9 protein-coding genes and 1 pseudogene are annotated in these 11,887 nt (G+C 71.7%); 6 read left to right on the top strand and 4 right to left on the bottom strand.

The features are described from left to right. Window positions 1-29: 29 nt before the first annotated feature. Window positions 30-1,514: a M1 family metallopeptidase gene (locus tag ABZZ74_RS37495; protein WP_356772769.1), complete on the bottom strand. Its 1,485-nt coding sequence runs from the start codon at window positions 1,512-1,514 to the stop codon at window positions 30-32. 219 nt (window positions 1,515-1,733) lie between these two features. Here ABZZ74_RS37495 and ABZZ74_RS37500 point away from each other — a divergent pair, with 219 nt between their 5' ends. The 4 genes from ABZZ74_RS37500 to ABZZ74_RS37515 all read left to right on the top strand — a co-directional run bounded on the left by ABZZ74_RS37500 (window position 1,734) and on the right by ABZZ74_RS37515 (window position 7,062). Further along, complete coding sequence (locus ABZZ74_RS37500; protein ID WP_356772771.1) at window positions 1,734-3,698, top strand: Xaa-Pro dipeptidyl-peptidase; 1,965 nt, start codon at window positions 1,734-1,736, stop codon at window positions 3,696-3,698. A 119-nt stretch (window positions 3,699-3,817) separates the two neighbouring features. Further along, entirely contained in the window at window positions 3,818-4,834 is a 1,017-nt protein-coding gene (locus tag ABZZ74_RS37505) for an oxidoreductase (protein ID WP_356772773.1), read from the top strand. 88 nt (window positions 4,835-4,922) lie between these two features. Next, window positions 4,923-6,563: an ABC-F family ATP-binding cassette domain-containing protein gene (locus tag ABZZ74_RS37510; protein WP_356772775.1), complete on the top strand. Its 1,641-nt coding sequence runs from the start codon at window positions 4,923-4,925 to the stop codon at window positions 6,561-6,563. Between the two features lie 22 nt (window positions 6,564-6,585). Further along, a complete protein-coding gene (locus ABZZ74_RS37515; protein WP_356772777.1) occupies window positions 6,586-7,062 on the top strand; it encodes a DUF1003 domain-containing protein in 477 nt (158 codons plus the stop codon). Window positions 7,063-7,088: 26 nt separating this feature from the next. Here ABZZ74_RS37515 and ABZZ74_RS37520 read toward each other — a convergent pair whose 3' ends face one another. The 3 genes from ABZZ74_RS37520 to ABZZ74_RS37530 form a co-directional block, all read right to left on the bottom strand. After that, on the bottom strand, window positions 7,089-7,661 hold the full coding sequence (locus ABZZ74_RS37520) for a putative glycolipid-binding domain-containing protein (protein WP_356772779.1): 573 nt from the start codon (window positions 7,659-7,661) through the stop codon (window positions 7,089-7,091). Between the two features lie 20 nt (window positions 7,662-7,681). Beyond that, on the bottom strand, window positions 7,682-10,057 hold the full coding sequence (locus ABZZ74_RS37525) for a Tex family protein (RefSeq protein WP_356772781.1): 2,376 nt from the start codon (window positions 10,055-10,057) through the stop codon (window positions 7,682-7,684). 101 nt (window positions 10,058-10,158) lie between these two features. Then, window positions 10,159-10,290 carry an LPFR motif small protein gene (locus ABZZ74_RS37530; RefSeq protein ID WP_256959483.1) on the bottom strand — a complete coding sequence of 44 codons (132 nt, stop codon included), beginning with the start codon at window positions 10,288-10,290 and terminating at the stop codon, window positions 10,159-10,161. 140 nt (window positions 10,291-10,430) lie between these two features. On the opposite strand from ABZZ74_RS37530, the gene ABZZ74_RS37535 reads away from it, so the two are divergent. Beyond that, a complete protein-coding gene (locus ABZZ74_RS37535) occupies window positions 10,431-11,384 on the top strand; it encodes a DJ-1/PfpI family protein (RefSeq protein ID WP_356772784.1) in 954 nt (317 codons plus the stop codon). Between the two features lie 10 nt (window positions 11,385-11,394). After that, window positions 11,395-11,781 (top strand): annotated as a pseudogene (locus ABZZ74_RS37540) (DJ-1/PfpI family protein); the annotation flags it as partial. Between the last annotated feature and the right edge of the window lie 106 nt (window positions 11,782-11,887).

An 11,887-nucleotide genomic window follows, 5' to 3' on the forward strand; every position in this document is an offset into this window, starting at 1 on the left:
GCCCCCACACAATCGAACCCGGCACCCCCTCAGTGCACGCTGTTGGTAGCCGCTATCTTCTTCCACGACTTGGGCTGCACAGCAACCGCGGAACCAGTGATCGCCGCCCCCCGCGCCGCACGCGCCGCCGGCTTGGACGGCTGGAACAGCCACGTGTCGAACAACGCCCCCAGCGACTTCCCCGACACCCGCTCGGCATACGCCTCGAAGTCGGCCACGGAAGCGTTGCCGTACGCGTGCTCCCGGGGCCACCCCTTCAGAATGGCGAAGAACGCATCGTCACCGACCGCGTTCCGCAACGCCTGGATCGCCAGCGCCCCCCGGTCGTAGACAGCGATGTCGAACTGGTCGTCCGGCCCCGGATCCCCCGGCTTGACGGTCCAGAACGCGTCGTCGGCCGGATGCGAGTCGTACACGTAGTCGGCCAGTTCCTGCGTCGTCCCCTCACCCTCGTGCTCGGACCACAGCCACTGCGCGTACCGCGCGAACCCCTCGTTGATCCAGATGTCCTTCCAGCCCTTGAGCGACACGCTGTCCCCGTACCACTGGTGCGCCAACTCATGGACGACCACGGACGTGTTGGCGCCGTTCGCGAACTGCTTCGGGCTGTAGTACACGCGCGTCTGCGTCTCCAGCGCGTACCCGGTGGTCGTGTTGGGCACGTACCCGCCCGCCGAACTGAACGGATACGGCCCGAAATAGCCGCTGAGCCAGTCGACGAGCTCCCCGGTGCGTTCCACGCTCGCCCGCGCGGCCCCGTCGTTGTCGCCGAGGTCCTTGCTGTAGGCGTTGACGATCGGCACCCCGCCCTCGGAGGTGCCCGTCGTGATGTCGAACTTCCCGATCGCCAGCGTGGTGAGGTACGTCGCCTGCGGCTTGTTCTCCCGCCAGTTGTACCGCGTCCAGCCGAGCTTCGAACTCGTCGACTGCAGCAGCCCGTTGGAGATGACCTGCGTCCCGTCCGGCACCGCCACCGACACGTCGTACGTCGCCTTGTCGAGCGGGTGGTCGTTGCTCGGGTACCACCACCAGGCCGCCTCGGGCTCGTCCGCCGCGACCGCCCCGTCCGGCGTCCGGTGCCAGGTGTTGAAGCCGTACGCGCTCTTCGTCGACGGCACCCCGCTGTAGCGCACGACCACGGTGATCGACGTGCCCTTGTCCAGCGGCGTCTTCGGCGTGATCACCAGCTCGTGCTGGCCCGAGGTGGTGAAGGAGGCCTTCGCGCCGTTGATCCGCACCTCGCTGACGTCCAGCAGGAAGTCCAGGTCGAAGCTCGACAGGTCCTGCGTGGTCCTCGCGAGGATCGTCGCGGTGCCCTCCAACTCGTCGGTGGCGGGCTGGTACTGCAGGCGCAGGTCGTAGTGGGAGACGTCGTAGCCGCCGTTGCCGTAGGCCGGGTAGTAGGGATCGCCGATGCCCGGAGCGCCGGGGGTGTGGCTCGCGGCCGACGCCGGGATCGCCAGCATCAGGGTGGCGGCGGCGAGGGCGCCCGGCGCGATGATTCTGCGGTGCACGAAAGCTCCAAGTGGTAGGGGCACATGGGTCTGTTCGGATGTGGCGAGCCTATTGAGTCCCTGTGGGGCGGAGCATGTCCATGGCCGCATGTGTCACACGATCGCCATTCGGCCGTCACGCGCGATACAGCGCCAGGGGCGTCATTCGGCCACACCCGCCCCACGTGGCCGTCTACTGCCCTCTTCTGTACGGGAGTTGACCGATGTAGCGTCCCGCGCATGCCGACACGCACGCGCTTCACGACCTGGAGACCGCTCGCGACGGCGGCCATCGCCGTCCTGATGGCAGCCTTCCTCACCCCGGCGGCGGCCCACGCGGCCCCACGGGAGAGCCAACCCGTCTACTCCTATGCGAACGCCATCCGCGAGGCCGTATGGGTGGACACCGGCCTCGACGCGGACGGCGACGGGAAGACCGACCGCGTGGCCGTGGACATCGTCCGCCCCCGCGAACCCGCCCAGCACCACCGCCGGGTCCCGGTCATCATGGACGCCAGTCCCTACTACTCCTGCTGTGGCCGAGGCAACGAGAGCCAGAAGAAGACGTACGACGCGAACGGCGACGTCGTCCAGATGCCGCTCTTCTACGACAACTACTTCGTCCCGCGCGGCTACGCCTTCGTCGGTGTCGATCTCGCCGGCACCAACCGCTCCGACGGCTGCGTGGACGTCGGCGGCCGCAGCGACATCCAGTCGGCGAAGGCCGTCGTCGACTGGCTGAACGGCCGTGCCAGGGCGTACACGACGCGCACCGGAACCGTCCGCGCCACGGCGAACTGGACCAACGGCAGGACCGGCATGATCGGCAAGAGCTGGGACGGCACCATCGCCAACGGCGTCGCCGCCACCGGCGTCAAGGGCCTGCGGACCATCGTCCCGATCAGCGCCATCTCCTCCTGGTACGACTACTACTTCGCCAAGGGCGCCCCCCTCTACGACTCCGGCCCCGACTGGCTCTCCGACTACGTCGAGAGCCCCGACGCCCGGGCCAGGTGCGCCGCAGTCCAGCAGAGGATCGTGGCCGGGGCTCCGCGCACCGGGGACTGGACGCCGTTCTGGACCGAGCGGGACTACGTCAAGGACGCCGGCAAGGTGAGGGCGAGCGTCTTCCTGGTGCACGGCATGCAGGACCTCAACGTCCGCACCAAGCACTTCGGGCAGTGGTGGGACGCGCTGGCCAAGCGCGGCGTCGAGCGCAAGATCTGGCTCTCCCAGACCGGCCACGTCGACCCCTTCGACTACCGGCGCGGCGCCTGGGTCGACACGCTGCACCGCTGGTTCGACCACGAACTCCTCGGCTACGACAACGGCATCGACCGTGAGCCGATGGCCGACATCGAGCGCCACCCGGACCAGTGGGTCACCTCCACGGTCTGGCCGCCGCGGGGCACGGCCACCACGACCCTGCGCCCGGCCGCCGGAACCCAGCCGGGCGTCGGCGCCCTCGGTCTGACCCGCGGCTCCGGCACCGCGACCTTCACCGACGACCCCCGGCTGGGCGAGACCGACTGGGCGGCCCAGATCGACAGAACGACCCCTGACAAGGCCGGTTTCATCACCAAGCCCCTCACGCGCGACCTGCGTCTGTCCGGCTCCTCGAAGGTGACGGTCACCGCGACCCCGACCACCCCGACGGCCCACCTCTCCGCCGTCCTGGTCGACCTCGGCCCCGACACCATCAGGGACTACGCGGACGCCGCCGAGGGCATCACCACCCTCACCGACCGCTCCTGCTGGGGCGCGAGCACCTCGGGCGACAGCGCCTGCTTCCGCACCACCGCGGCCAAGAAGGTGAGCGTCGACTACACCGTGTTCAGCCGCGGCTGGGCGGACCTCGCCAACTACGCCTCCGACCGCAAGGGCGTCCCGCTCACCCCGGGCAAGGCGTACACCATCACCCTGGACCTCGCGGCCACCGACCATGTCGTCCCGGCCGGCCACCGTCTCGCGCTGATCGTCGCGGGCACCGACAAGGACCTCATCGACCCGCCGGCCGACAAGCCGACCCTCACCCTGGACCTGTCCCGCACCTCGGCCCGCGTCCCGCTCGTCGGCGGCGCGGCGGCCTTCGCCCGGGCCACCTCGGGCAAGGCGTGGGCGACCGCGTCACCCCGGCGCCTGGACGGCGTACGCGAGCCGAGCGGCGCGCACCGCGTTCCCGGCCCCGCGGGCCAGGACGGCTGAGCGAGCGTCGGGCGGCCGGGGCCACCGCTCCGGCCGCCCGCGGCACGCGCTCCCCACCGGCGGCAGCGGAATGCCCCATGTCGTGCACGGAGTGTTTCCGGGGCGGGAATACTCACAGCATGTCTGCCGAGTACGCGACCTTCGGCCTGGCCCCGGCGATGCGTGCCGGTGACGTCCTCGCCAACGGTGACTACCAGGTGCACCGGGACTTCGTGGACTTCCTCGTCGACGGACGCCCGCTGCTGTTCCGGCTCTCCGACCTCGACGCCGTCTCCCCGCTCGCCTCCGACATCCCGCCCGCCATCTTCACCGAACAGGTCCGCGGTCTGCTGCTGGAGGCCCAGGCGCCGCTTCCGGGCGGCCGTCACATCATCTACGGCTGCCCCGAGTGCGCCGACCTCGCCTGCGGTGCCGTCACCGCGGTCATCGACCGGGACGGCGAGGACTACGTCTGGCGGGACTTCGCCTGGCAGACCGACGAGCACGCCGACCTGGAGCTCAACGGCTACCACGGCATAGGGCCGTTCCGGTTCCGGGGCGCCGAGTACCGGCAGGCCCTGCTCGCCGCCGAGGCACAGGGCGGGCGGCGCCGCGTCCTGCTGATCGGCGCCCGCGTCGCCGTACTGGCCAAACTCGCGGCGGCCCTGCGCACCATCGGCATCGGCGCCGACATCGCCCATGACACGACCGACGTCCACGCCGACGAACTGCGCGCCTACGGAGCCGTCGCCTTCGGCCGCGCGGTCACCCAGGAGGAACGGGCCGCCGTGCGCCGCGCCTTCGAGCAGGCCGGTGTCCAGGTCGCCTACGTCGACGGCCTCGCCCCGATCATCCCGCTCCTGGTCGCCCAGATCGAGAACGCCCTGGACCGCAGGCCGGTGGAACAGCGCCGGCTGACCCGGCTGGTCGCCGCCGACGGCGAGGCGGGCGTCGAGGTCACCTCCCCCTGCCGGGTCCGCCTCACCGCCTACCGCCTGGACCGCCTCTACCGCTCCCACGTACTGGAGGTCTTCGACGGCATCCTCGAACCGGGCCGGCACCGCATCGCCCTGGACGCCAAGGCGGTACGAGGGGAGTCCTTCGTGGTGGCACGGACGACGGGCAGCGTGCTGGTGGAGGCCATGACACCCCGCTAGGCCCGCCCAGGGCGGTGGGACCCCGGCGTCCCCCGCCCACGGGAAGCCCGACGCCTACGATCCTCCCCGCCCGTTAGGATCGCCCCCTGTGACCGCCACTCTCGTCGTCAAGAACCTCGCCGCCGGGCACGGTGACCGCTCCCTGTTCTCCGGGCTCGACCTCGTCGTGGCCCCCGGCGACGTGATCGGGCTGGTCGGTGCCAACGGAGCGGGCAAGTCCACGCTGCTCAGGATGCTCGCGGGGCTGCTCGCACCCGAGCAGGGCGAGCTGCGGCTGTCCCCGCCGACGGCGACCGTGGGCCATCTCCCGCAGGAGCCGGAGCGGCGGCCCGGCGAGACCGTCCGCGCCTTCCTCGCCCGCCGTACCGGCGTCGCCGAGGCCCAGCGCGTCATGGACGAGGCCACTCAGGCGCTGGTGGAGGGGGCGCCCGGCGCCGACGACGCCTACGCGACGAGCCTGGACCGCTGGCTGAACCTCGGCGGCGCCGACCTGGAGGAGCGGGCCGAGGAGGTCGCCGACTCACTGGGCCTCGCCGTGGACCTGGACCAGCCGATGACCTCCCTGTCCGGCGGCCAGGCGGCCCGGGCGGGCCTCGCCTCCCTCCTGCTGTCCCGCTACGACGTCTTCCTCCTCGACGAGCCCACCAACGACCTCGACCTGGACGGCCTGGAACGTCTCGAACGCTTCGTCTCGGGCCTGCGCGCCGGCACCGTCGTCGTCAGCCACGACCGCGAGTTCCTCACCCGCACGGTCACCAAGGTCCTCGAACTCGACCTCGCGCAGCGGCAGATCAACCTCTACGGCGGTGGCTACGAGGCCTATCTGGAGGAGCGGGACGTCGCCCGCCGGCACGCCCGCGAGGACTACGAGGAGTACGCCGACAAGCGCGCCGCCCTCCAGGACCGGGCCCAGACGCAGCGCTCCTGGATGGACAAGGGCGTGAAGAACGCGCGCCGCAAGGCGGGCAACGACAATGACAAGATCGGCCGCAAGTTCCGCAGCGAGGCCAGCGAGAAGCAGGCCGCGAAGGCCCGCCAGACCCAGCGCATGATCGAACGCCTGGAGGCCGTCGAGGAGCCCCGCAAGGAGTGGGAGCTGCGCATGGAGATCGCGTCGGCCCCGCGCTCGGGGTCCGTCGTGGCGACCCTGCGGGACGCCGAGGTACGGCGCGGCGACTTCACCTTCGGGCCGGTCTCCCTGCAGATCGACTGGGCCGACCGGGTCGCCGTGACCGGCGCGAACGGCGCCGGCAAGTCCACCCTGCTCGGCGCCCTGCTGGGCCGCGTCCCCCTGGACGCCGGCGCGGCCGCCCTCGGCTCCGGCGTCCTGGTCGGCGAGGTCGACCAGGCCCGCCGGCTGTTCCACGGCACGGAGTCCCTGCTGGACGCGTTCTCCGCCGCGGTTCCGGACACCGAACCGGTCGAGGTACGCACCCTCCTCGCCAAGTTCGGCCTGAAGGCGGAGCATGTGCTGCGCCCGGCGGCGACCCTGTCACCCGGTGAACGCACGCGCGCCGCCATGGCGTTGCTGCAGGGCCGTGGCGTCAACCTCCTCGTCCTGGACGAACCGACCAACCACCTCGACCTGCCGGCCATCGAGCAACTGGAGTCCGCCCTCGACTCCTACGAGGGCACCCTGCTCCTGGTCACCCACGACCGCCGCATGCTGGACGCGGTGCGTGTCACCCGCCGCCTGGACGTGTCGGCGGGGAAGGTCACCGAACGTTAGCGGCTCGAGTCAGGGAGAGGCCATGGGACCTTCGGCGAAGCGGCCGGCGGTGCGGATCAAGCACGAACAGGTCGTCGTCGCGCGGATGCGCGGCACCCAGGACCGCATCGCGGACGCCATCACCGCGTTCGCCGGGACCATGACCTTCGTCTATCTGCACGCCGCGTGGTTCGCGGTGTGGATCGTCTGCAACGAGGGGGCCTTCGGCAAGGGCGCCGTCTGGGACCCGTACCCCTTCGGCCTGCTCACCATGATCGTCAGTCTGGAGGCGATCTTCCTGTCCACCTTCGTCATGGTGAGCCAGAACCGCCAGGCCGCCCGCGAGAACGTCCGCGCCGACCTCGACTTCGAGACCAACGTCCGCTCGGAGGTGTGGGCCGTGCACATGGGCCGTGCGCTGGGCGTGGACCCGGTGGAGGTCGAGCGCCGGGTCCAGGAACTGCTCGCGGAGAACCGCGCCCGGATGAACGGAACCGCTCAGCCCCCCGCGGGGAGCTGAGCGGCAACGGGCGGGGCCTCGCCCGCTCAGGCGCCCGCGCGCAGTCGCCGGGCCAGCCCCGGATAGTCGACGACGCAGCCGTTCGCGTCGAACTCCAGGTCGCTGCGGAAGTCACCGGAGGCGAAGCGGACGTGCCCACCGCCGTTGGTCCGGCCGAGGTGGGTGTACGTCTGCAGCGACGGCCGTACGACCAGTCCCGGCACCGACACCCACGCCATCAGCAACTCCCGCTCCCCGGGCTCCAGATGGAGGTCGTGCCGCAGCACCGGCATGGTGTTGGTGAGCGGGCACAGCCCCAGGTCGCAGTCGAGCGCGCCGTCGACACCGGGCAGCGGCTCACCGTCCGCCGTCCACCGGCCGCGCCCGTCGTGGACCAGATCCAGGGTCCGTGCCCCCGACTCCGTCTCCGCCGTCACCCGAAGCCGGCGCGTCACGAACCGCGCGCCGGTCTCGAGCTCGTACGTCACCCAGTACGGCTCCGGGACGGTCCCCACGGCCCGCCCACGGGCTCGCAGTTCACCGTCCCCGAAGTCGACCCAGGCGGTCTCGTAGCCCCGGCTGCCGGCCACTTCCCAGGTGATGGCACGTGAAGCGGACATCTCGGTCACGAACCCTTCGGCTACCGCTTCTTGGGATCGAGCAGACCCGCCTTGCGCAGGGCGTCGGCCATCGCGCTGTTGGCCGGCGGCGGTGCCTGACGGGAGCCGCCACTGCCCGCGTCGCGTCCCTGCCGGCGCTGCTGGGGCGGACGCCCGCCCCGCTGGCGACGCTCACCCCCGTCGCCCTGCCGGCCGCCCTGCGCGGGCGGCTCGTCGTCCAGCCGCAGCGTGAGCGAGATCCGCTTGCGCGGGATGTCGACGTCCAGCACCTTCACCTTGACGATGTCCCCGGGCTTCACCACCTCGCGCGGGTCCTTCACGAAGTTCTTCGACATCGCGGAGACGTGCACCAGCCCGTCCTGGTGCACACCCACGTCGACGAAGGCACCGAAGGCCGCCACATTGGTGACCACGCCCTCCAGCACCATCCCGGACGACAGGTCGGAGATCTTCTCGACGCCCTCCTTGAAGGTGGCCGTCTTGAAGGCGGGCCGCGGGTCACGCCCCGGCTTCTCCAGCTCCTTGAGGATGTCCGTGACCGTCGGCAGGCCGAACGTCTCGTCCACGAAGTCCCCCGGCCGCAGCGAGCGCAGCACGCCCGTGTTGCCGATGAGCGAGGCCACCTCCTGCCCGGACGTCTTCACCATGCGCCGCACGACCGGATACGCCTCCGGGTGCACGCTGGACGCGTCCAGCGGGTCGTCGCCGCCCCGGATCCGCAGGAAGCCCGCGCACTGCTCGTACGCCTTGGGACCGAGCCGCGCGACGCCCTTCAGCTGGGTGCGGGACTTGAACGGCCCGTTGGCATCCCGGTGGGCCACGATGTTCTCGGCGAGCCCGGAGGTGATGCCGGAGACCCGGGCGAGCAGCGGGGCCGACGCCGTGTTGACGTCCACGCCGACGCCGTTCACACAGTCCTCCACCACCGCGTCCAGCGAGCGCGAGAGCTTCACCTCGGACAGGTCGTGCTGGTACTGGCCGACACCGATCGACTTCGGGTCGATCTTCACCAGTTCGGCGAGCGGGTCCTGCAGCCGGCGCGCGATGGACACCGCGCCGCGCAGCGACACGTCCATCTCGGGCAGTTCCTGCGAGGCGAACGCGGACGCCGAGTACACCGAGGCGCCGGCCTCGGAGACCATCACCTTGGTGAGCTTCAACTCCGGGTGCCTGGTGATGAGTTCACCGGCGAGCTTGTCGGTCTCGCGGGAGGCGGTGCCGTTGCCGATCGCGATCAGCTCGACCGCGTGCTCCTTGGCGAGGCGGGCGAGCTTGGCGATCGCCTCGTCCCACTTGTTGGCCGGGACGTGCGGGTAGATGACGTCGGTCGCGACGACCTTGCCGGTCGCGTCGACCACGGCGACTTTCACACCCGTACGGAAACCGGGGTCCAGGCCCAGCGTCGCGCGCGTGCCGGCCGGGGCGGCGAGCAGCAGGTCGCGGAGGTTGGCGGCGAACACCTGGACGGCCTCGTCCTCGGCGGCCGTCCGCAGCCGCAGCCTCAGGTCGATGCCGAGGTGCACCAGGATGCGGGTCCGCCAGGCCCAGCGGACCGTGTCGATAAGCCACTTGTCGGCCGGCCGGCCCCGCTCGCCGATCCCGAACCTCGAGGCGACGATCGCCTCGTACGACGAGGGTCCGTCCGTCGGCTCCTCCGGCTCCAGGACGAGGTCGAGGACCTCCTCCTTCTCGCCGCGCAGCATCGCGAGGACGCGGTGCGAGGGCAGCTCGGTGAACGGCTCGGCGAAGTCGAAGTAGTCGGCGAACTTGGCGCCCGCCTCCTCCTTGCCCTCCCGCACCTTCGCCGCCAGCCGCCCGCGCACCCACATCCGCTCGCGCAGCTCACCGATCAGGTCGGCGTCCTCGGCGAACCGCTCCGTGAGGATCGCCCGCGCGCCGTCGAGCGCGGCCTGCGGATCGGCGACGCCCTTGTCGGCGTCGACGAAAGCGGTCGCGGCGGCGAGCGGTTCCACCGTCGGGTCTGCCAGCAGCCCCTCGGCGAGCGGCTCCAGGCCCGCCTCGCGCGCGATCTGCGCCTTGGTGCGCCGCTTGGGCTTGTACGGCAGGTAGATGTCCTCCAGGCGCGCCTTGGTCTCCGCGGCCCGGATCTGCGCCTCCAGCTCGGGGGTGAGCTTGCCCTGCTCACGCACCGAGTCCAGGATCGCCGTCCGCCGTTCCTCCAGCTCCCGCAGATAGCGCAGCCGCTCCTCGATCGTGCGCAGCTGCGCGTCGTCGAGCATCTCGGTCGCTTCCTTGCGGTAGCGGGCGATGAAGGGCACTGTCGAACCGCCGTCGAGTAGTTCGACGGCGGCCCTGACCTGCCGCTCCCGTACGCCGAGCTCCTCGGCGATCCTGCCTTCGATGGACCCTGCTGCCGCAGACCCGGGTGTCGTCACGATCCCGTACCGCCTTCTCACTGAGGTTGCGCCGCAATTGTGGCAGGTGGCACCGACAGTCGGGGATCAGGGCGGCACGCGGCGGGCCGCGACGGGCGGGATCAGGCCCGGCGCCCCCGCGCGGAGCCCGAGGCCCCGCCGAAGAGCCGGGCCAGGGCCCGGAAGGGCAGCGTCACGACGGTGGCGATCGCGCCACCGATCTGGCGCAGTACGTCGGCTATCGCACGGAACACGGAACTTCCCCTTTCCTCTCCCGGCCGCCACGGCCGGAGGGATGCGGGTACCCAGGTTCCGCGGCCCACCCCACGGGATGGCAGGAAAGGTGGGGTGCTCGTCGTTGCGGCCATCGCAGGGGCGCCCAAGGATGGACGGTATGCGAACCGTCCTGGTCGTTCTCTTCGACGATGTGCAGAGCCTCGACGTCAGCGGCCCGGTGGAGGTCTTCAACGGTGCCGAACTGCACCGCCCGGGCACGTACCGGATCCGCACCGTCAGCGCCGACGGCCGGGCCGTACGGACCTCCAGCGGGCTCACCCTCGTACCGGACCACTCCTTCGCCGGCGCCCCCGCCGCGCACACCCTGCTGGTCCCGGGCGGCGCGGGCACCCGCGACCCCGATCCACGGGTGGTGGACTGGCTGCGCGAGCACGGCCCGCGGGCCGAGCGGCTGGTGTCCGTGTGCACGGGCGCGCTGCTGCTGGCCGGGGCCGGCCTGCTGGACGGCCGCAGGGTGACCAGCCACTGGTCTGTGTGCGGGAGGCTCGCCCGTGACCACCCGGCCGTCGAGGTCGACCCCGACCCCATCTACATCCGCGACGGACACCTCGCCACCTCCGCCGGCGTCACCTCCGGCATCGACCTGGCCCTCGCGCTGGTCGAGGAGGACACCGGACGCGAGACCGCCCTGTCCATCGCCCGGCACCTGGTCGTCTTCCTGCGCCGGCCGGGCAACCAGGCCCAGTTCAGCGCCCAGCTCGCCGCGCAGACGGCCCGTCGTGAACCGCTGCGGGAGGTCCAGCAGTTCATCACCGAGCACCCCGACGGCGACCTCGGCGTCGAAGCCCTCGCAGCCCGCGCGAGCCTGTCGCCGCGCCACTTCGCCCGCGCCTTCCAGGCCGAGACCGGCATGACACCCGGACGCTATGTCGACCGGGTCCGGCTGGAACACGCCCGGCGCCTGCTGGAGGACACCTCCGACGGGGTCGAGGAGATCTCCCGCGCCTGCGGCTACGGCACCTCCGAGGCCATGCGCCGCGCCTTCGTCAGAACCCTCGGCACGGCGCCCGCGGAGTACCGCCGCCGCTTCCGTCCCGTACCCACCGGCTGAAAGGCCCACGATGCAGATCGCCATCGTCCTCTACGACCGCTTCACCGCCCTCGACGCCGTCGGCCCCTACGAGACCCTCGGCCGGCTCCCCGACGCCGAACTGCTCTTCGTCGCCGAGCGGTGCGGCCCCGTACGCACCGACAACGGCACGCTCGCGCTGACCGCCGACCGGACGTTCGCCGACGTGCCGGCCCCCGACGTCGTGGTCGTCCCGGGCGGGCCCGGGCAGAGTCCGCAGATGGAGAACGCGGCCCTGCTTCAGTGGATCCGCGCCGCCGACGCCGCCAGCACCTGGACCACGTCCGTGTGCACCGGCTCCCTGCTGCTCGCCGCCGCGGGCCTCCTGCGGGGGCGCCGCGCGACCTCGCACTGGCTCGCCCTGGACGAGCTGAAGCGGGGGGGGGGGGCGCCCCCGGGGGGGGGGGGGGGGTGGCGATAGGGAGAGGGGGGGGGTGGGGAAGAGTGGGTGGGGGGTGGGGTTGGTGTAGGTGGTGGGCGGATCA

Origin of the sequence: Streptomyces sp. NPDC006476 (assembly GCF_040612015.1) — a bacterium.
In the GTDB taxonomy this organism is placed as follows: domain Bacteria; phylum Actinomycetota; class Actinomycetes; order Streptomycetales; family Streptomycetaceae; genus Streptomyces; species Streptomyces griseorubiginosus_B.

What these genes read in the sequence shown, in the direction of transcription:
- ABZZ74_RS37500 (WP_356772771.1), top strand. Translation starts at nt 1,734, where the DNA reads ATGCCGACACGCACGCGCTTCACGACCTGGAGACCGCTCGCGACGGCG.
- ABZZ74_RS37520 (WP_356772779.1), bottom strand. Translation starts at nt 7,661, where the DNA reads ATGTCCGCTTCACGTGCCATCACCTGGGAAGTGGCCGGCAGCCGGGGC.
- ABZZ74_RS37505 (WP_356772773.1), top strand. Translation starts at nt 3,818, where the DNA reads ATGTCTGCCGAGTACGCGACCTTCGGCCTGGCCCCGGCGATGCGTGCC.
- ABZZ74_RS37535 (WP_356772784.1), top strand. Translation starts at nt 10,431, where the DNA reads ATGCGAACCGTCCTGGTCGTTCTCTTCGACGATGTGCAGAGCCTCGAC.
- ABZZ74_RS37515 (WP_356772777.1), top strand. Translation starts at nt 6,586, where the DNA reads ATGGGACCTTCGGCGAAGCGGCCGGCGGTGCGGATCAAGCACGAACAG.